The organism is Brevibacillus sp. HB2.2 (assembly GCF_013284275.1).
GTDB lineage: Bacteria > Bacillota > Bacilli > Brevibacillales > Brevibacillaceae > Brevibacillus > Brevibacillus brevis_D.
In genome coordinates this window covers 45,001-64,515 of record NZ_JABSUV010000029.1, presented here as the reverse complement: position 1 = coordinate 64,515, position 19,515 = coordinate 45,001, and the positions used below count along the sequence as shown (strand labels likewise).

The following is a 19,515-nucleotide window of genomic DNA, read 5'->3' as shown; positions in this document are numbered from 1 at the left end:
ATCCATTTATTATATCATGACATTCCGATCTTTCCTTTTCGTCTGGGTCAGGTAAAATAGATGAGATGGAAGGAGAGATGGACGATGAAACAATACCTGGATTTGTGCCAGCGCATTTTGGATGAGGGTGTCATAAAAGAGGATCGGACAGGCACCGGAACGACCAGTGTTTTTGGGCATCAGATGCGTTTTGACCTGAGTGAAGGCTTTCCCATGGTCACGACGAAAAAGCTGCATATGAGATCGATCATCCACGAATTGCTCTGGTTTTTATCAGGCGATACCAATGTCCGCTACTTGCAGGAAAACGGTGTGCGGATCTGGAACGAATGGGCCGATGAAAACGGAGATTTAGGCCCGGTATACGGAAGCCAATGGCGTTCCTTTACTGGACGCGACGGCAAAACAGTGGACCAGGTTCAATGGGTCATTGATGAGATCAAACGCAATCCGGACTCTCGCCGCTTGATCGTTAGTGCGTGGAATCCGGCTGAATTGGACAAGATGGCATTGCCGCCTTGTCACCTGCTGTTCCAGTTTTACGTAGCGAATGGCAAGCTGTCCTGCCAGCTGTATCAACGCAGTGGCGACACGTTTTTGGGTGTGCCGTTTAATATCGCTTCCTACGCGTTGCTGACACATATGGTGGCGCATGTCACAGGGCTTGAAGTGGGCGATTTTGTTCATACGATCGGAGACGCTCATCTGTATCTCAACCATATCGAGCAGGTCAAGCTACAGCTCACTCGCGAGCCGAAACCACTGCCAAAGCTCGTGCTCAATCCAGATGTGACTTCGATTTTTGACTTCAAATACGAAGATATAGAAATCGTTGGCTACGAATCCCACCCGCACATCAAAGGCGAGGTGGCCGTATGATCAGCCTGATTGTTGCCTATGCCCGCAACCAAGTCATCGGAAAAGATGGCGACATGCCGTGGCATCTTCCTGCCGACTTGAAAAATGTGAAGGAATTAACGACAGGCAAAACGATTGTAATGGGACGCAAAACGTTCGAATCGATCGGCAAGCCGCTGCCTAACCGCAGAAATGTCGTTTTGACGCGCAGTCAGGACTTTCATCCTGAAGGTGTAGATGTCGTTCATACGAAGGAAGAAGTTCTCGCCATGGGTGATGTCATCATCTTTGGCGGCTCGGAAATTTATCGCCAGTTCCTCGATGTCGTTGATCGTTTGTACATTACAGAGATCGATTTGGAAACAGAGGGCGATACGTTTTTCCCGGCATGGGATCGTGATGCTTACACATTAGTGGACAAGCGTGAGGGTATCGTAGATGAGAAGAACGTTCATCCGCATGCGTTTTACATGTATGAGCGGAAAAATAGCTGATAAACAAAAATGCCTCGATGCTGAGGCATTTTTTTGTTCTTTTTTTACCTCTTCTACTAGGTCGTTCGTCATGTGAATACTCGACATATGTATGGAACCAAACGCATATATAACGATAGGAAATAGCAGGGACGAACCTAAGGAGGTGATCGGGTGAAGGTAGACTTTCACGTCCATCTGGAGGAAGGGCCTTATTCGCTGGACTGGTTGCTCAAGCAAGCGGAATCATTGCGCCCCCACGTGGAGCATGCCGAAGTGATGGGAAGCCGAAAATGGGCAAGTATGCTGACCAATGGGTTGGCAGAACGCCTACAACAAGGCCCGTATTCACGAGATTGGCTTGAATTGTATCGATTACGTGCCAAACAGGCTGGGATACAGCAAGTTTGCGTGGTCGAGCACTTATATCGTTTTCATGAGTATCGGTCGTACTACGAACAGCATGTGCACATCGGCTCTGATCGTTTGGGAACAGCGCAGCGCAAATGGCTAAGCCAGGTCGCAAACGATTCACTGGACAGCTTTGTTGTTTTCCTGCAAAAAGAGCGGCTTCGTTGGGCGGAGGATGGAATTGAGCTGCGTGTCGGGATTGAATTGGATTATTTTTCGGGTGGAGAAGAGACACTGCGGCATGTCATCAATCAATATCCATGGGATGTGTGCATAGGAGCGGTGCATTTTCTGGAAGGCTGGGGCTATTCGATCCAGGGTGCACAAGAACGCTTTGGAAGACAGGAGCTAATCGGATTGTACAGCCTTTATTTTGATAAGCTGGAGCAGGCGATCGAATCGCAATTATTCGATGTTATCGCCCATATCGATGGCATCAAAGCGTTTGGTATGCGACCGGATGAGACTGCCCTATTGCCGTATTATCAGCGTGTGGCCCGGGCTCTTGGACGTATGGGGATTACGACGGAAATCAATACGGGCTACGGTTTGGCGAGTCAGCTCCGTGAATTTTCGCCCAGCTATCGTTTTCTGGAAATTTTGTTTCAGAATGAGGTGCCCATCACCTTGGCGTCTAACGCTACTGCGCCTGATCAAGTCGGTCAGCATTTGGACGAGGCTCGAGCTCAGTTGAAACGGGTAGGCTATACGAGCTTTGCGGTTTTTGAAAAGCGAAAACGTAGCATGCTCGCCCTGGATTAGTCAACCTCCCCATTTGTCCCATGAATCTGCTATGATGGGACAAGAATAGTGAATCCAGGGGGAGGAGTAAGAACCATGGCCTTGCAGGAACAATTGAAAGAGCTGCTAAAAGAGATGGAACCGCAAATCATTAGCTGGAGGCGCCATCTGCACCAGCATCCCGAGCTTTCCTTTCAAGAAGAGAAGACTCCAGCCCTTATTGCCGAAATATTGAGAGGACTTCACTTCGATGAGGTTCGCACAGGCGTTGGCGGTAGGGGAGTCATCGGCGTTTTGCGCGGAGGGCGCCCGGGTAAGGTCGTCGCGTTGCGTGCGGATTTTGACGCGCTGCCGATTCAAGATCAAAAAGATGTACCGTATAAATCGACTGTACCTGGCGTCATGCATGCGTGTGGGCATGATGCGCACACTTCCCAGCTACTAGGACTCGCTTCTGTTTTGGCAGCACATCGTGAGCAGTTTGCCGGTGAAATTCGCTTTGTTTTTCAGCATGCGGAAGAGGAAAATCCGGGTGGAGCTATCCAAATGGTTCAGGATGGTGCTGTAGAGGGCGTCGATGCGATCTTTGGTGTTCATCTCTGGTCGATGTTCCCTGTAGGAAAGGTATTCATTAGTGCGGGTCCGCTCATGGCGAATACGGACGACTTTTCCATCGAGATCAAAGGAAAAGGGGGACACGGTGCTGTTCCGGAAGAAACCGTCGATTCTATTGTGATCGGTTCACAAATCGTCGGTCATCTCCAAACGATTGCCAGCCGCAACGTTAGCCCGTTAGAAAGTGTGGTCGTGACCGTGGGGACGTTCCACGGCGGAGACAGTACGAACATCATCGCAGATAGCTGTCGTTTGACAGGGACTGTCCGCTCCTTTTTGCCAGACGTCCGCGACCATGCGGAGCAGCGCCTGACAGAAATTGCGGAGGGGTCAGCTGCCATGATGGGAGGAAGCGCTACAGTTGTCTACGAGCGAGGATATCCAGCCGTCATTAACCATGAAAAGGAAACAGCGATAGCACGGGAAGCAGCCATTGCAGCGTTTGGAGCTGGCCGTGTGGAATCGATGAAGCCGTTGATGGGGGGCGAGGACTTTTCGTACTATTTGGAAAAGGTGCCCGGCGCTTACTTGTTCGTAGGGGCAGGCAATCCAGAAAAACTGGCAACATATCCCCACCACCATCCCCGCTTCGATATCGACGAGGATGCCATGCTCATCGCAGGCGAGCTCTTGGGACGAACAGCGCTGCACTATTTGGAAACATAGCAACGATAAGAAAATGCACGAAAGATGCGCTTTTGCCTACATAGGACAAAGGCGCTTTTTTTTGCTTTCAACCATAAGCTATACGAGGCTAGCTAGAAAATCGAATAAGGGAGGGAGGGGCCTTTCGGTGAGAAAACGGATAGGCGTACTAACCTACCGAGGAGAATCAGGCTTTGTCGAGCCCGGCTATTTGCGAAGGCTGGTTGAGGCAGGAAGAGAAATGGGGGCAGAGGTTTTTTTGTTTAGCCCACAAGATGTCCGTTTTGCAGAAAAGCGGATCAACGGTTTTGTACCAGATGGCAAGAAGTGGAGACGAGAGACTTTTCCCTGGCCCGATATCGTCATCGACCGTTATCGCTACTATCCATTGCCCAAGCATCGTGCCTATTTGCCATTTCGCAAGCAAAACTGGTTCCGTTATGCGAATAACCGCTTCTCGAACAAATATGTCGTTCATCAGATTTTGATACAAGATCCACAGCTACAGCGCTGGCTACCCGAAACACTCCCCTACGACAGAAAAACGCTTGCCACAATGCTTGCCGATCATCGTCTGGTTTATCTCAAGCCGACAAACGGCACAGGCGGCAGAAGCATACTGCGTGTGGAGAAACGAGCAGGTCGTTACCTTTTGCATGGCAGGACCAAGAAGCAAGCCAAAAGCTGCGAAAAACTGGCGACGCTCACAGAGGTGTGCGAGCGGCTGGAGCATTGGATGAAGAATGAGAAGAGCGGAAACGAGCAGTTTTTTCTTCAACAGGGGCTACAATTGTCACTGGTTCCCAAGCGAACAGTAGATGCTCGCATGCTTGTGCAAAAGGACGGGAAGGGTCAATGGTGTTTGACCGGGATGGGCATTCGGGTTGGGCCGATCCAATCATCCACCTCGAATTTGCATGGGGGAGGAACAGCTTTGCCTGCTGTTTCGTTCTTGGTCACACGATTTGGTCAGGAAATGGCAGAGCGGATTGTGCAGGAATGCAAGGAGCTCGCGATTAAGACAGTTACACGCATTGAAGAGCATTTCGGCCTGATGATGGAGTTTGGCTTTGATCTGGGGATTGATGTTCATGGCAGGGTTTGGATTATCGAAATCAATCCGAAGCCAGGGAGAGAAATTTTCAAGCAGATGCGTCAGCACAAGCGATATGTGACGGCGGTTCGACGGCCGTTGGAGTATGCGTTGTATCTTGTTAATAAAGACAATGCAGTTAACTAAAGGGGATCTTCCATAAAGGAAGGTCTTTTTTTGTTCTTTTCGTTTCTTTTAAGAGGGGGACACGGCATAATAATAAAAAAATGCACAAGAGGTGAAACGCACATGCAAAAACAATCCTTTTCCATCGCACTCGACGAGGAGTTAACGCTGCGCGGCGACATTCATACGGAGGAATCGGCAGGCTCAGCACAGCCACTCCTGCTGTTTTGTCACGGCTTTAAAGGCTTCAAGGATTGGGGAAGCTTTCCCTACGTGGCCGATGAGCTGGCTAAGCAAGGCATTACCACGATCCGCTTTAATTTTAGCTGTAATGGCGTAGGGGAGAGCTTGACGGAGTTCGACGAGCTGGAGAAATTCGGACGCAATACATATGCGCGCGAGCTGGCTGATTTGCAAGCTTTGACAGAACGAATTCTGTCAGGCGAGCTACCGTTACCCGAATATGTGGACAAAACAAAGCTGTACGTATTGGGACACAGCAAGGGCGGCGGTGACGCGATCTTATTCGGAGCAAACAACCCGCATGTGGCAGGGATTGTGACCTGGAACGGAATCGCTCATGTTGATTTGTTCGACGAGAAGCTGCGCAGACAAATAGAAGAGACAGGCGTCGGATACATAGCAAATGCACGAACCGGTCAAGACATGCCCATCACCAGAGTCGTGATCGAGGATGTGGACAACAATCGCCAACAATACGATATTTTGGAATTGGTTTCTACGATGGAGCAACCACTGTGCATCATCACAGGAGAAAAAGATTATGTCCGTCTGGTAGAGGGTGCAAAAAGAATTCATCAGGCTGCCAAAAACAGCGAGCTGCACTGGATAGAAGGCGGAGATCATACATTTAACACGCGTCATCCGTTTGCGGGTACATCGGCTCCGTTGGAAGCTGCGATCAAGCAAACTGTCGCATTTGTCCGCACCCCACGGACATAGAAAAAACCTCAATTTTCCCGCGTTTTCTTTCCATTTGGGCTGTGGTATACTGGGAATCGTTCTAACGGTTCGAATGATGTGATTATTCAGAAAAATAACAGAACAGGTGGAGAAGAAACATGAATAGCAAGGTGTATCTGTATGATACGACCCTGCGAGATGGAACGCAGGGAGAGGGGATCAGCCTGTCGGTAGAAGACAAGATAAAGATCGCACTGCGGCTGGATCAGTTTGGTATCGATTTTATTGAAGGCGGTTGGCCTGGCAGCAATCCAAAGGACATGGCTTTTTTTGAGCGTATCCGGGAGATTTCGCTGCAGCACGCAAAGGTAACGGCTTTTGGCAGTACCTGTAGACCGAATGTAGCAGCGGCGGATGATGACAATCTGCAAGCGTTGATCTTAAGCGGAGCCTCGGCAGCCGCGATCTTCGGGAAATCATGGGACTTGCACGTGACGGATGCTCTCAAGACGACGTTGGAAGAAAACGTGCGCATGGTCGCTGAGTCGGTTGCATTTTTAAAAGAAAACGGACTGACGACTCTCTTTTTGGCAGAGCATTTCTTCGATGGGTACAAGGCGAATCCACGCTACGCATTGCGTGTGCTGGAAGCGGCAGAAGAGGCTGGGGCTGACTGGATTGTTCTCTGTGATACAAACGGCGGGACACTGCCGCATGAAGTTTATGATATTGTCAAAACGACTGTGGGTCATCTACGGACGCCTGTAGGCATTCATCCGCATAATGACAGTGGAGTGGCAGTTGCCAATGCACTGGCTGCGATACAGGCGGGCGCACAGCAAGTACAAGGAACGATTAACGGTATCGGTGAGCGCTGCGGGAACGTCAACCTGATCTCGGTGGTTCCGAATTTGCAGCTCAAGCTGGGCCATCATTGTGTGAGCAGCGATCAATTGCAGGAGCTGACACAGTTGTCTCGCTATGTAGCGGAAATTGCCAACATGACAATGCCGAACAACCAGCCGTTTGTCGGGTACAGTGCGTTTGCTCACAAGGGTGGTATTCACGTAAGCGCCGTTATGCGCGATCCGAAAACGTACGAGCACATCGAGCCGGAAAATATCGGCAACAAACGTCGCGTACTCGTCTCAGAGCTCGCAGGACAAAGCAATTTGCTCGCTAAAATGGAAGAGCTCGAGATCGATCTATCGCTGGATCGCGAAAAGGCGAGGGAAATCATTACACACATCAAAGAGCGCGAATTCCAAGGCTATCAATACGAGGGAGCAGAGGCTTCGCTCACGCTGATGCTGCTGGAAGCCTCCGGCAAGCTAAAAAACCTGTTCAAGCTAGACTCCTTCAAAATCATGCTGGAAAAGGCAGCCATCCAATCGATCACATCGGAGGCAACCGTGAAGCTGCGGGTGAACGGGGAGTCTGTCCATACGGCTGCCGATGGCAACGGTCCGGTGAATGCGCTGGACAATGCGATGCGAAAAGCATTGGAGAGCTACTACCCGTGCATTGCAAAAATGCAGCTGGAAGATTACAAGGTGCGTGTCTTGGACGAAAACGGCGCGACTGCTGCAAAAGTACGTGTCCTAATCGAATCCTCGAGCAACGGCGAAAAGTGGAGCACAGTCGGCGTCTCCACCAACGTCATCGAAGCGAGCTGGGAAGCACTGGCAGACAGTATCCGTTACTTGCTGTGGAAAGAAGGCTGCGAGGAAGTCGGAAGCCTTGCTTCCTCCGGGACGCGTGTAGGAATTGTAAATCATTAACAAAGGGAACCAGCCCGGGCAGATGCCGTCGGGCTGGTTTTCCTTTGGTCTGCAAGTTTTAAAAGGTAACGATCAACCAACAAAGCTGGCGAGAATAAAAAGCACAGGGCTCGTAGACCTTGACAACGCCTACCCAGTCGGAACTTCCAAAAGGAGACCACGCTTGTCGAACACTTCTTCTCTGAGAAACGTCCGCCCGTAGGGTGGCTTTGGCTCGACGGTCCCCTTTTTGCAGTGGAGACGGGCAGTGAATCCCCCATGCAGGCGTGTCAGAGTCGAAGAGAACTGTGATTTTTCTTCTCCTCCACCATGTTGACTCAAACCACAAAGACCTTCGGTCACGGCTGCGAAGAAGAAACCGGCCGATCAATCAGTTGCCACAGCTTTGTCTCCGTGGCAGAATTCGGGTCAGGTGTGTAAATGCTGCACCGCAAATCCGCATTCCCGGAAACTTGCAGCGAAGTCAGATGAAAGAGCATTTTCCCTACCTTCGCATGACGGAATTCCAGTAATACCTCCGGAGCTGAACTGACGCGGCTCTGCTCCCACAGGTCGTGAAAGTCGGGATGAACCTGCCGCATCTCACTTAAAAACTGCTCGTACCACTCGTCCTCTACATACTGACCGTAATTGGCGCGAAAAATCGCGAGAAAGCCGCTGACGAAATGCTCCCAGTTGACGGCCAGCCGTCGTAATTCCTTACGCGTAAACACGAGGCGGATTAAATTCCGCTCTTCATAAGGGATTTGTTCAAAATCAAGAAAGACATGTGTAGCAGCCTCGTTCCAGCCGACAATATGACTGCGTCGATCTGAAATGATGGTTGGGCACGAGCGCAACTCTTTTAAGATTCGTTTCAGGGCTGGATTGATCTGGGGCGGTTCATCTTTTTGCGGGATTTGCCCGACTCCACTCCCTGTCTCTAGTGCCAGCGCATACAAATATTTGTGCTCATCGACGGTAAGCTGCAAGGCTCTTGCTACCGCATCCAGAACAGAAGGCGAGACCTTGATATCGCGGCCTTGTTCCAGCCATGTATACCAGGTGGAGCTAACCCCCGCGAGTTGAGCCACTTCTTCTCTTCGTAGCCCAGGTGTTCTTCTACGTGTCCCAGGGGCCAGCCCGACCGATTGTGGTAAAATTTTGGCGCGTTGCGCTTTCAAAAAAGTAGACAGTGCCTGCAAACGCGTTTGCTGATTCATGGTACACTCTCCATTTCCCAATTTCCTCAACTGGGTAAGTTTGTTAGACTAGTACTCATTATACTAGGATAAACAACAACTTGTAATAGGATAACGCGTGTGACAAGATGATTTCCATAAGGCACTCGAATAGGAGGCTAATCATGGAAAAAGTCGTTGTCACAGGAATGGGAGTAATTTCCCCGATAGGGAATACAGTGAATCAGTTTTGGAACAGTCTCGTGCAAGGAAAGTCTGGTATCTCTCCAATTGATACTTTTGATACAGCACGAAATAAAACGAAAATCGCAGGTTTGGTGCGAGATTTTGATCCGGTGGAGCGGTTTGGGCGCAAAGAAGCGCGGCGAATGGATCGCTTTTGCCAGTTTGCCCTTGCTGCTGTAGAAGAAGCACTAGAGGATGCAGAGCTTCAGCTGGACGAGTTGGACCGCGAGCGAATCGGGGTTTATGTAGGCTCTGGTATTGGTGGGGTAGGGACGCTTCTTGAGCAGCATAACGTTCTTCGTGAACGAGGTCCTGAGCGGGTCAGCCCGACGCTTGTTCCCATGCTCATTTCCAACATGGCAGCAGCGATGATCAGCATCAAGTACGGTTTATACGGTCCGACAATGTCACCTGTTACTGCTTGCTCGATTGGGAATACGTCCATCGGTGAGGCTTTCCGGTTCATTCGGGCGGGCGGGGCGGATGTCGTCATCGCAGGAGGGTCTGAGGCCGCAGTGACAGACATATCTCTCGCCAGCTTTAGCAATGCGACGGCGTTGTCTACAAGAAATGATGATCCAGCAGGAGCGAGTCGGCCATTTGATGCCAAGCGGGATGGGTTTGTCATGGCAGAGGGTGCCGGGATTGTGATATTGGAATCAGAATCACACGCCAAGAAAAGAAACGCCCGCATGTATGCCGAGGTGATTGGCTATGGGGCAAGCTCTGATGCCTATCATATGGTGGCGACACATCCAGAAGGAATCGGTCCCTACCGTGCGATGAAATGGGCCCTTCAGGAAGCAGGGGCCCAACCGACCGACGTGGATGTCATCAGCGCGCACGCAACCAGCACAGAACTCGGAGACCGCTCCGAGACACTGGCCATCAAAAAGCTGTTTGGCGACCATGCGTACCGTGTACCGATCACCGCCAACAAATCGATGACGGGACATATGTTTGGTGCAGCCGGGGGTGCGGAGGCGATCGCCCTGATTAAGAGCTTGCAGGAAGGAATCATTCCCCCGACAATTAATCAGGTAGAGCGTGACCCCGAATGCGATCTGGACTATGTGCCAAATACAGCACGCAAAGCCACGCTCGACATCGGCATGTCCAATTCCTTTGGCTTTGGCGGTCACAATGCAGTCATCGTGTTGAAAAAAATGTAACGGATAGAGCCTGTTCTCGTAGTCTCAGGTAGACTGTGAGAGCAGGCTTTTTTTATTTCGATAGAAAAAAATGAAACGTTTTGTCGCCCTGATTTCTCTAACAGGGGAGAAAAGGAGGGGGGAGCTGTTTGAATAGACAACTTGGTCTCGTTGCTCGTGCCAAGGCTGGTGATGCTGACGCGTTTCAAATGCTGATTCATCAGGAAAAAGCCAATTTGTACAAGATGGCGTTCGTGTATACGCGCAACGAAGAGGATGCGCTTGAGATTTTTCAGGAAACGGTCTATAAGGCGTTACTCTCCATTTCAACCTTAAAGGAAGAGCAGTATTTTACCACATGGTTGACGCGCATTTTGATCAACTCGGCGCTTGCCTATTTGGCTAGGAAACGCAAGGTAATCTCGCTTAGCAAAGACATGATTGAAAATGTGCGGGATACAGGAAGCGTAAGGCTCGAGGAACGGATCGATCTGCTGGAAGCAATGGAAGAGCTGGAAGAAAAGTATGTAACGGTACTGCTGCTAAGGTTTTACAAGGACTACTCTGTAAAACAAATCGCGGAAGCGCTGGATTGTCCGGAAGGCACTGTAAAAACGAATATTCACAGAGGATTGACGCTATTAAAAAAGAAACTAAAAGGGGAGTACTTCGATGAGAGAAAAAATTCATGCCTATAAAGAGCAAGTAGATCACATTCCAGTCCCGACAGAGAAGCTGGACGCTATTATCGCCCAAACGGTTCAGCAGGCTGTACCGAAGAGAAAACGCCTGAACAAACGAAAGCTGGTGTACAGTACAGGGGCAGCGGTCGTAGCTTTAGGGGTCTTGTTTAGCTCAGCAGCAGTTTCTCCGGTGATGGCCAATCTGGTGTCCAAGGTGCCTTTGATTGGATCGATTTTCTCGGCATATGGAGATAACGGATTGAAGCTAGCGAGTGAAAAAGGCTTAACAACTGTCATTGGCGAGTCGCAGGATGTGGATGGTCATGCGATTACTGTCAATGAAGTGTACTATGACGGCACCCGTTTTACGATTGGTTATACATTGGAAACGAAGCAGGCAGTCGGAGAGCATTATTTAGGCTCCTCCCCAGATCTGACGGTAAATGGGAAAGCATTTGGATACGCAGGAAGCAGCAAACATACACAGATCACGCCGACGCTAGCGACCGGGATTGTCGATATTGATGCGATCAATGGCTTGCCCGAGGAGTTCAAGCTGGGATTGAGCTTTCATGGGGAGGACGGCAAGCAGTGGAACTTCTCCTTGCCAATCATCTCCCGTACAGATACCAAGCGCATTGCGATCAATCACCAGCAAAAAGCTGGAGGCATTGACCTCACTGTTCCGGATATAACAATGGGTCCAGCAGGACTGGTGGTCAGCTTCCAGGCTGTAACGGAGGAAATCGGCTATCTATCGAGCTATTTGGAATTCAAGGTCGTTGATGATAAAGGAAATGAGCTAGGAGCCTACTCAGGCGGTAGCCAAGGTAAAAAATCAGATGGTAAAGAATACCTTGCAGGAACCCGTCGTTTCGATCCGGTGACAGCAGATGTAAAAGAATTAAGGATCACTCCATATCTGTCATTGCCATCTCAAGGTGGTGGTGTTGGGGTGGATAAAAATGGGAAAGAAACGATAATCCAATCAACCATCGAGATGATAAAGAAACAAGGGAAAGACATTGAGTTCAAAACGTTTACCGTTACGTTGAAAAAATAAAGTCCACGCAAAAAAGCGTCACTCCATGTACAGGAGCGACGCTTTTTTCTCTTGTTGGGGCAAAAACTAGGATTGCTTTCTCATCGCACCCAGCTCTTCAACGATGGCGGTCATTTCATTGATGCCAAACGCTGCTTTTTTCTGCACCATGTTGTACAGATACAGCAAATCCTCGTAATGAACGAGATCGAAGTCTTCCGGGCGCATCACTGCTGTATTCGCCATGTTCAGCTTTGCTTTGATGCCCTCAATGATAATAGCCAAGTTCTCTACAGTCGGTTGATTCAGGTCAGCCATACTTTCTCTCTCCTCTCTACAAATCTGGTATTTATTTCGTCAGTTGCCCACGTGTGACACCCAACTGGTTGGTTGCCTTCAGGGTACGCCATACGTGTGTACCGCTAACTTCTCCGCGCAATGCCTTGCGATACAGACTGATTACCTCTTTCACGCGCTCTGGTTCTTCTTCCAAAAACTCGATGCGATAGCTACCGACATTCAGGGAGCGGAACTCGCTCAAGTATTCAGCACCGGACTGGTCAATCGCGTTATAAACGGTATTGCGGCAACCGGTATCCACACGTACAGGGTGAGAAAAACCGACGCGGTCTTTCAAAGAAATGCGGGAGGTCTCACATGGAGTTCCGCAGTTTGTATGGTCAGTACCTTCACTCATGAATGTGCAGTATACGCAGTGCTCGGTGTGGAACATCGGCATGTGCTGGTGGATAACCAGCTCCATGTTCGCAGCGTTTGAGCGGCTGAGCATATCAACCATTTGCTGGATGTTCAGATCGTACGATGGTGTGACGCGCTCAAGACCTGTTGCCAGGAACAGTTCAACTGCCTTGTGGTTCGCGACATTCAAGGAGAAATCGCCAATCAGTGGAATGTCGATTTCATCACGACGGGACATGTAGTAATAGAGTGCGCCCGTATTGCGCACCAGAATAGCGTCTGGTTTGCTTTTCGCGATCAGGGCAAGGACACCGTTTTCATCCGGCATATGAATGCGCATCGTAGCAATCCCGATCTTTTTCCCGTACTTATGGGCCAGCTTGACACCCTCTGGATACTGCTTGACGAATTCAAAGTCAGCGTAGAGGAAGTCCACATCCGTTTGCGCGGCTGCTTCCAATTGCTCAAGCGAGCGGCACAGCGCTGTCAGGAGTGGCTTTTCCACTGGCTGGCTCTTCGGGGCATCCGCGTATACATTGATATCGTGATGGTGGTAAATCGGCGGCTTCGAGCGCAGGAACACGAGCTGTTCAACCGCGTCACGACGCATCCGGTTCAACTCACTGACAGGTACGATGAGGTCCCCTTCGAGATCGACAGTCAGATCGTGAGCTTCCAGGTGGAAAATGGTTCCGCCCAGACGGCTTAATTGATCATGCAGCAACTCAGCCGTCAGAGGACGCTTCAAAGCAGTCTCCAGCAGTACCTCGGAAGGAACACTGACAGCGTGATTCGCTTGTTTATCCACCCAAGTGACACTGAGCTTTTCACCCAGCTTTCCGCTCACGTGAACAGACAGCGGGAAGGTGCGATAAGGCTTTTCCGTCTCGAACGTTTTGCGCAGGCGACGATCCAGCTCAGGATCGCTCGTTTTCCATACGCGGTCACCGACATGAAGACGCTTCAGATTCACGTCATTGCGTCCCATGACGATTTCGTACATGCCTTTGGAAACTTCGCCTTCTACCTTTTTACTGCGGCTCAAAATATCGTAGATGCGTCCGCCTTCTTCTTTTTGCGTGGGGTCACCCGCGTCGAACACGATTCCGTCTCCGCGTTTGACAGGAGCAGTGATTTCCACCAAAACGCCTGTAGGAAGCAGTTTTTTCACGGTTCCCAAAAACACACCGCGGCTTTTCGGGAACGAACCATCTACGAGCTGCTTGTTGTTTGTCCCGGTCAAAAATCCGTGTGTAAATCCGCGAGAGAAGCTTTGTTGCAGCTCGCGTACTTCTACCTCGGTTGGTCCTGTATCTTGTCCGGCAAAATAACGGTCGATGGCGGCATTGTATTTACTCACGACGTTTGCCACGTATTCAGGTGTTTTCAGGCGGCCTTCAATTTTAAAGGAAGTCACGCCAGCCTCGATCAACTCAGGAACCAAATCGATAGCAGCCAAGTCTTTCGGGGACAGCACATAAGCGATGTTCCCCATTTCCTTTTGCACACCGTCTACCATCAGGTCATACGGCAAGCGACAGGCTTGGGCACATTCCCCGCGGTTTGCCGAGCGTCCACCCCACATTTCCGAGGTCAGACATTGTCCCGAATAAGAAACGCACAAGGCACCGTGAACGAATACTTCCATCGGCAGCTTTGCTTTTTCACCGATTTTTTTGATCTCTTTTAATGAATTTTCACGGCCGAGTACGACACGTTCCATATCAAACGGCTTCGTGAACTCCACCGCTTCCGGCGAAGTAATCGTCATTTGTGTAGAGCCGTGAATCGGGAAGTCTGGAGATATCTCGCGGATCATCTTTACAAGACCGAGGTCTTGAACGATCACAGCGTCTACTCCAGCGTGAATACAGGCGTCAATCAGCTCGCGTGCATCCTCTAGTTCATTTTCAAATACGAGAATATTAAAGGTAAGGAAGCCCTTTACCCCGTACATGTGCAAATAAGCCATAATCTCAGGCAGCTCCGCCATTTGGAAGTTCTCAGCACGAGCACGCGCATTGAACTTTTCTACCCCAAAAAAGATGGCATTGGCTCCGTTGGCCACGGCTGCCTTCAAGCAGTCCCAGTTACCGGCAGGTGCCAACAGCTCGATATCTTCACGTTTTATACCATTTCGCATGTGTATGTCATTACCTCCAAGGTCTTCAAACAAGCTCTTCTTCATCATAGGGAAATGTGCTGGTCACCGCAACAAAAACATCCTTTCTACCAGATGTTGAAAATGTGCCTTCCAGAAAGACATCTGTAATGTTATTCTGTAAGAAAAATCGAAATATTCTAAAGGCCAGGGGAACCGATATATGTTAATCATCAAAGACATTTTGCTACAGTTACTGTTCGTTATCGTCCCTGTTTTGCTGTATAGAAATGTTTGGCTGGGGCGATCAACCTCGAACAAGATGAGCATCAAATCATCAATGGTTATCGTTTGTAGCTCGATCAGTGTTATTTTTGCGATGAGCTTTCCAGTACAACTCAGTAATGGTATGGAGTACGATTTACGCTCGATACCGATCATTATTACCATTTTATACGCTGGGTATATCCCGGGCATTTTGACGATTTTGGTGATGTTTATCGTAAGGATCGTTTTAGGTGGCGATGGCGTACTCGTAACGATTCTTGGAACGATGGTGTATGCGATCATCCCGTTTTTATTGGTCAATCGTTGGTATGGCTACTCCTTACGAAAGAAATTAGGGCTCGTTCTCTTGATCGGATGCTTAAAGCAACTATCCATCATCGGTGGAGGGATGGTTGTTTTGATCTGGAGAGGATTCCCGTTGTCCATCATTCACAATTATCTGGAGCCGCTGGTAGAATTCGGCTACCTCGCTTTGATCGTACAAGGTGGAGCCGTTTATTTTATCGAGTTTATCCGAGAATCTCATATTATCCGCAAGCAGGTCGAACGCTCGGAAAAGCTGAACCTGATCAGCGAGCTGGCAGCCAGTGTCGCCCACGAAGTGCGCAATCCACTCACGGTGGTACGAGGCTTTGTCCAATTGTTGCGTGAGGAGACGAATCCGAAAAACGTTGAATATATCCGATTGGTCTTAAATGAACTCGATCGGGCTGAATTTATCATTTCTGACTATTTAAATCTGGCCAAGCCTCATTCTGAGACGCTGGAGCGACTGGAGATTGCGCATACCGTGAAAGAAGTCACGGCTATCATGTCCTCCTACAGCGTCATGAACCGAGTGGAAATCGCCTGTGAGACCGAGCCGGGACTATTTGTTGAGAGCAACGCCGTTAAGCTCAAGCAAGCATTGATGAATCTGATGAAAAACGGTATCGAATCGATGGGACAAGGTGGCATACTTCAGGTCACTGTACGAGCAGCCGGGAACTATCATGTGATTTCCATCATGGATGAGGGAGAGGGGATGACGCCAGAGCAGATTGAACAGATAGGGCTACCTTTTTATTCTACAAAGGAAAAAGGGACAGGTCTCGGTTTGATGGTAACCTGCCGTATCATCGAGGCGATGCAAGGGACGATTCACTTTCAGAGTCAACACGGGCATGGAACGCAGGTGACGATTCAACTGCCTGCAGTGTATATGACCGGAAAAGGAGAGGAACATGGACAAAGATCAAGAGGTGTGGGAGCGACTCTTACATGAGTTGGCTGTCATCAGAAGTGAATTAAAAGCGTTCAAGCTCGAAACACGTGCAGAACTCTATCAAATCAAAAGCGAGCTGAAAGAATGGCAGCAGCGTGACGAACAGCGAAGGCTCTCGAGCGAAGGGGAATAGACCATGAGACGATCCGCAAACAGATGGTGGCAAAAAACAGGAAAAGCTTTTTTCACAGCAGGTTTGGCTTTAGCGCTTGCTGCATGCGGACAACCACAGGAAGCAGCAAAGCCTGTCACACAACATACGAATGAAGCTACACCAGCTAATGCATCGGTGCCTCCCGAACAAATACTCAGACTGAATAACTTTACAGAACCGCTTTCTCTTCATCCCGGACTCATTTCGGATGTTTGGTCATCCAATGTTATTTTTCAAACGTTTGAGGGGCTGACTCGCATTGACGACAAGGGCATTCCTCAGCCCGCGATGGCCCAGGAAATCAAGGCATCAGACGATTTGTTGACGTATACCTTCACGATTCGCGACAATGCGAAGTGGTCGAACGGCGATCCCGTAACTGCGCACGATTTTGAAAACGCTTGGAAATGGGCACTCGATTCCAAAAACGGCTCCCAGTATGCCTACCAGCTGTTTTATGTAAAAAATGCAGAGGCGGCCTTTGCTGGCAAAGCGAAGCCTGAAGAGATCGGGGTCAAGGCAACAGATGACAAGACGCTGGTCGTCCAACTGGAAAACCCGACGCCATTTTTTCTGGAGCTGACGGCTTTTTACAGCTACTTTCCGCTAAATACGAAAGTGGTGAAAGACAATCCGGACTGGGCGAAGGAAGCAGGACCAGCCTACACCTCGAATGGACCGTTCAAACTCGCTGCGTGGGAGCATAAAAACAAGCTAACGCTAACGAAAAACGAGCATTATTGGGACGCAGACGCTGTCAAGCTGACCAAAATCGAAATGAATATGATCAATGACGCGAATACAGAGCTGTCCATGCTGGAGAGCGGCGATCTCGATTGGGCAGGTGCCCCGGCTGGCAATCTTCCGCTAGACGCGATGCCGACCTTGAAGGAAAAAGGATTGCTGGTGATCACGCCAAAAGCCGGAACGTACTGGTATGAATTCAACACAGAGCAAAAGCCTTTCCACAACAAAAAAATTCGCCAAGCCTTTTCATACGCGATCAACCGGAAAGATATCGTGGAGAACATCACGCAGGGAGGGGAATTGGTTGCGACAGCCGTAGTGCCGCCTACAATGTTTGCTGAGAACGAGCAAGGCTTGTTTACAGACAACGACATGGAAAAAGCCAAGCAGCTATTGGCGGAAGGGATGAAGGAAGAAGGGTACGCTAGCGTCGACCAGCTCCCGCCGATTACTCTATCCTACAATACAGAGGAAGCACAGACCAAAATCGCGCAAGCTGTACAGGACATGTGGCAAAAGAACTTGGGTGTGCATGTCAAGCTGGAGAATCAGGAATGGAATGTCTACTATGAAAACGTGAAAAACGGGAAGTACCAAGTAGCGCGGATGGGGTGGACGGGGGATTTCAACGATCCAATCAACTTCCTGGAAATATTCCGAACGAAGGAAGGCAACAACCATACTCGTTGGGAGAATCGTCAATATGCCGATCTATTGGCGGCTTCTGCCAAGGAGAAGGATGCTGCCAAACGAAAAGCGATCTTGCAAGAGGCTGAGAAAATCTTGGTGGATGAAATGCCAGTTATTCCGTTTTACTTTAAGTCTACGGTGTATGCGCAGAATCCCAAGTTAAAAGGTGTAGTTATTTCAGGTCTGGGATACGCGCAGTACAAATGGGCCTATTTTGAATAAATCATAAGTTGTCACATTCGAAGGGCTGGTCAGTCGGATTATTCCACGACCAGCCCTTCGAATACGATAGAGACTTTCTCTTCCATGATTTCTTCGAGTGCCCAGGCGCCTTCGCTTCGTACCCAATCATAAAGAGCGTTATAGTAAATGTTTTCCAACATATTCGCAGCAACAAGTGGGTTGAATTTACTTTTCAATTGATTCTTTTCTTGCGCTTCTTCAATCAGGTCGGCGAACAGCTGGCGCAATTCAAAGTACATGTTCTTTTCGTTCTCAAGCACTTTCCGATGTTTCATCGAGGATTCTACGACGACTTTGATGAAATCGAAATTGGTGATGGTGACTTCATTCATGATCTTGTAGATCCGTAGCACCTTCGCCTTGCATTCGTCACCATAATCCCACTCTTCCCGGCGCTCCTCGATTTCATGCAGACGCTCGTATCCCCAGTTAGCAAGAATAGCTTCCTTTGAAGTGAAATGCAGAAAGATCGTACCGCGTGCAACATCCGCTTCTTCGGAAATCATGTCGATGGTAGTTGCTTCAAAGCCATGTGTTTTGAAAAGCTTGATGGCAGCATTGAAGATTTTTTCGCGTGTTTCGCGCTTTTTCCGTTCCCGTCTCGTCGTCAAGTATGTAGCACCTCCCTATGAACTCGTACGCTTGATTATAACACAACGGTTACCTAACAAAAGAATAGTTCATGCAATTGAGCATAATTTCGGTGAAAAAAGGATAGACTTCTGCGAAGGCCGAATGTATATTTATATACTATAATGAATAAATATTAAATCATACCAGGCTCGTGATGCATGGGGTGGAGGAGAGTAAAATGGGTGTTGCAAAGGCGCTGGCAGTACGTCAGGCTACGATGAAAGACGTGGATGCCATGTTGGAGATTGTTAATGAATATGCACAGCAAGGCTTGATGCTGCCACGTACGAAGCTGTCTTTCTTGGAAAACTTGCAATCCTTTATTGTCGCTCATGACGGAGATTCGGTCGTAGGTGTTGCAGGTCTGCATATTTTGTGGGAGGACCTGGCAGAGATCCGCTCCTTGGCTATCTCGGAAAAAGCAAAGGGGATGGGCGTTGGGAAACATCTAGTTCTTCATTTGGTTGAGCAATGCCGCCTTTTGGGAATTAAGCGTGTACTGGCGCTGACCTATCAACAAGTGTTTTTTGAAAAGTGCGGGTTTTGGGTAGTTGCCAAGGAAACACTGCCGCAAAAAGCCTGGAAAGATTGCATTAACTGCTCCAAGCTGCCGATGTGCGACGAAATTGCTATGATTTTCGAAACGGCCTGATACATTTGGTCTAGCCTTCCTTTTTCCTTTTCTGGTACTATATTCATATGAATAGTAGAAATATAAATAATATTCTATTTAGTATACCAGAAAAA

The 19,515-nt window shown here is 49.1% G+C and carries 18 protein-coding genes; 14 read left to right on the top strand and 4 right to left on the bottom strand.

Going from position 1 to position 19,515, the window contains the following annotated elements:
* The first annotated feature begins 84 nt into the window (after positions 1–84).
* From HP401_RS20350 to cimA, 7 genes are all read left to right on the top strand, one after another.
* Positions 85–879: a thymidylate synthase gene (locus HP401_RS20350; protein WP_173606328.1), complete on the top strand. Its 795-nt coding sequence runs from the start codon at positions 85–87 to the stop codon at positions 877–879.
* Positions 876–1,352: a dihydrofolate reductase gene (locus HP401_RS20345; protein ID WP_064201052.1), complete on the top strand. Its 477-nt coding sequence runs from the start codon at positions 876–878 to the stop codon at positions 1,350–1,352. The genes HP401_RS20350 and HP401_RS20345 overlap by 4 nt, the downstream gene beginning before the upstream one ends.
* 153 nt (positions 1,353–1,505) lie before the next feature.
* Entirely contained in the window at positions 1,506–2,504 is a 999-nt protein-coding gene (locus tag HP401_RS20340) for a histidinol phosphate phosphatase domain-containing protein (RefSeq protein ID WP_173606327.1), read from the top strand.
* 75 nt (positions 2,505–2,579) lie between these two features.
* The gene (locus tag HP401_RS20335; RefSeq protein ID WP_173606326.1) at positions 2,580–3,764 is read left to right on the top strand and encodes a M20 metallopeptidase family protein; all 1,185 of its coding nucleotides are present in this window, start codon (positions 2,580–2,582) and stop codon (positions 3,762–3,764) included.
* A gap of 127 nt (positions 3,765–3,891) precedes the next feature.
* Entirely contained in the window at positions 3,892–4,983 is a 1,092-nt protein-coding gene (locus HP401_RS20330) for a YheC/YheD family endospore coat-associated protein (RefSeq protein WP_173606325.1), read from the top strand.
* Positions 4,984–5,085: 102 nt separating this feature from the next.
* The gene (locus HP401_RS20325; protein ID WP_173606324.1) at positions 5,086–5,925 is read left to right on the top strand and encodes an alpha/beta hydrolase; all 840 of its coding nucleotides are present in this window, start codon (positions 5,086–5,088) and stop codon (positions 5,923–5,925) included.
* A 119-nt stretch (positions 5,926–6,044) separates the two neighbouring features.
* Positions 6,045–7,667, top strand: coding sequence for a citramalate synthase (gene cimA, locus HP401_RS20320; RefSeq protein ID WP_173606323.1), 1,623 nt, complete (start codon positions 6,045–6,047; stop codon positions 7,665–7,667).
* 338 nt (positions 7,668–8,005) lie between these two features.
* Here the strand turns inward: cimA and HP401_RS20315 are convergent, their stop codons facing one another.
* Positions 8,006–8,869, bottom strand: coding sequence for a helix-turn-helix transcriptional regulator (locus HP401_RS20315; RefSeq protein WP_173606322.1), 864 nt, complete (start codon positions 8,867–8,869; stop codon positions 8,006–8,008).
* Positions 8,870–9,012: 143 nt separating this feature from the next.
* On the opposite strand from HP401_RS20315, the gene fabF reads away from it, so the two are divergent.
* From fabF to HP401_RS20300, 3 genes are all read left to right on the top strand, one after another.
* Positions 9,013–10,245: a beta-ketoacyl-ACP synthase II gene (gene fabF, locus HP401_RS20310; protein ID WP_173606321.1), complete on the top strand. Its 1,233-nt coding sequence runs from the start codon at positions 9,013–9,015 to the stop codon at positions 10,243–10,245.
* Between the two features lie 128 nt (positions 10,246–10,373).
* Positions 10,374–10,922 (top strand): sigma-70 family RNA polymerase sigma factor, encoded by a 549-nt coding sequence (locus HP401_RS20305; protein WP_173606320.1) that lies wholly within the window; start codon positions 10,374–10,376, stop codon positions 10,920–10,922.
* Positions 10,897–11,970, top strand: a complete 1,074-nt coding sequence (locus tag HP401_RS20300) for a DUF4179 domain-containing protein (RefSeq protein ID WP_173606319.1) — start codon at positions 10,897–10,899, stop codon at positions 11,968–11,970. Before HP401_RS20305 ends, HP401_RS20300 begins: the two co-directional genes overlap by 26 nt.
* Positions 11,971–12,036: 66 nt before the next feature.
* Here the strand turns inward: HP401_RS20300 and HP401_RS20295 are convergent, their stop codons facing one another.
* The gene (locus tag HP401_RS20295) at positions 12,037–12,267 is read right to left on the bottom strand and encodes a DUF1128 domain-containing protein (protein WP_015892616.1); all 231 of its coding nucleotides are present in this window, start codon (positions 12,265–12,267) and stop codon (positions 12,037–12,039) included.
* 31 nt (positions 12,268–12,298) lie between these two features.
* Positions 12,299–14,791, bottom strand: a complete 2,493-nt coding sequence (locus HP401_RS20290; protein ID WP_173606318.1) for a U32 family peptidase — start codon at positions 14,789–14,791, stop codon at positions 12,299–12,301.
* A 181-nt stretch (positions 14,792–14,972) separates the two neighbouring features.
* Between HP401_RS20290 and HP401_RS20285 the strand changes: the two genes are divergently transcribed.
* The 3 genes from HP401_RS20285 to HP401_RS20275 are packed head-to-tail and all read left to right on the top strand — an operon-like array spanning position 14,973 to position 18,114.
* Positions 14,973–16,301, top strand: a complete 1,329-nt coding sequence (locus HP401_RS20285; RefSeq protein ID WP_173606317.1) for an ATP-binding protein — start codon at positions 14,973–14,975, stop codon at positions 16,299–16,301.
* On the top strand, positions 16,261–16,434 hold the full coding sequence (locus HP401_RS20280) for a hypothetical protein (RefSeq protein WP_173606316.1): 174 nt from the start codon (positions 16,261–16,263) through the stop codon (positions 16,432–16,434). Before HP401_RS20285 ends, HP401_RS20280 begins: the two co-directional genes overlap by 41 nt.
* Positions 16,435–16,437: 3 nt before the next feature.
* Complete coding sequence (locus HP401_RS20275; RefSeq protein ID WP_173606315.1) at positions 16,438–18,114, top strand: peptide ABC transporter substrate-binding protein; 1,677 nt, start codon at positions 16,438–16,440, stop codon at positions 18,112–18,114.
* A 38-nt stretch (positions 18,115–18,152) separates the two neighbouring features.
* On the opposite strand, the gene HP401_RS20270 is transcribed toward HP401_RS20275, so the two are convergent.
* Positions 18,153–18,746: a TetR/AcrR family transcriptional regulator gene (locus HP401_RS20270; protein ID WP_007722843.1), complete on the bottom strand. Its 594-nt coding sequence runs from the start codon at positions 18,744–18,746 to the stop codon at positions 18,153–18,155.
* A 200-nt stretch (positions 18,747–18,946) separates the two neighbouring features.
* Between HP401_RS20270 and HP401_RS20265 the strand changes: the two genes are divergently transcribed.
* The gene (locus tag HP401_RS20265) at positions 18,947–19,420 is read left to right on the top strand and encodes an N-acetyltransferase (RefSeq protein ID WP_007722846.1); all 474 of its coding nucleotides are present in this window, start codon (positions 18,947–18,949) and stop codon (positions 19,418–19,420) included.
* The last annotated feature ends 95 nt before the right edge of the window (positions 19,421–19,515 follow it).

Bases quoted from the DNA above. Each gene is read 5' to 3' on its own strand.
- HP401_RS20290 (WP_173606318.1), bottom strand. From the start codon at position 14,791: ATGCGAAATGGTATAAAACGTGAAGATATCGAGCTGTTGGCACCTGCC.
- HP401_RS20350 (WP_173606328.1), top strand. From the start codon at position 85: ATGAAACAATACCTGGATTTGTGCCAGCGCATTTTGGATGAGGGTGTC.
- HP401_RS20300 (WP_173606319.1), top strand. From the start codon at position 10,897: ATGAGAGAAAAAATTCATGCCTATAAAGAGCAAGTAGATCACATTCCA.
- HP401_RS20325 (WP_173606324.1), top strand. From the start codon at position 5,086: ATGCAAAAACAATCCTTTTCCATCGCACTCGACGAGGAGTTAACGCTG.
- cimA (WP_173606323.1), top strand. From the start codon at position 6,045: ATGAATAGCAAGGTGTATCTGTATGATACGACCCTGCGAGATGGAACG.
- HP401_RS20285 (WP_173606317.1), top strand. From the start codon at position 14,973: ATGTTAATCATCAAAGACATTTTGCTACAGTTACTGTTCGTTATCGTC.
- HP401_RS20315 (WP_173606322.1), bottom strand. From the start codon at position 8,869: ATGAATCAGCAAACGCGTTTGCAGGCACTGTCTACTTTTTTGAAAGCG.
- HP401_RS20345 (WP_064201052.1), top strand. From the start codon at position 876: ATGATCAGCCTGATTGTTGCCTATGCCCGCAACCAAGTCATCGGAAAA.
- HP401_RS20335 (WP_173606326.1), top strand. From the start codon at position 2,580: ATGGCCTTGCAGGAACAATTGAAAGAGCTGCTAAAAGAGATGGAACCG.
- fabF (WP_173606321.1), top strand. From the start codon at position 9,013: ATGGAAAAAGTCGTTGTCACAGGAATGGGAGTAATTTCCCCGATAGGG.
- HP401_RS20265 (WP_007722846.1), top strand. From the start codon at position 18,947: ATGGGTGTTGCAAAGGCGCTGGCAGTACGTCAGGCTACGATGAAAGAC.
- HP401_RS20295 (WP_015892616.1), bottom strand. From the start codon at position 12,267: ATGGCTGACCTGAATCAACCGACTGTAGAGAACTTGGCTATTATCATT.
- HP401_RS20280 (WP_173606316.1), top strand. From the start codon at position 16,261: ATGGACAAAGATCAAGAGGTGTGGGAGCGACTCTTACATGAGTTGGCT.
- HP401_RS20275 (WP_173606315.1), top strand. From the start codon at position 16,438: ATGAGACGATCCGCAAACAGATGGTGGCAAAAAACAGGAAAAGCTTTT.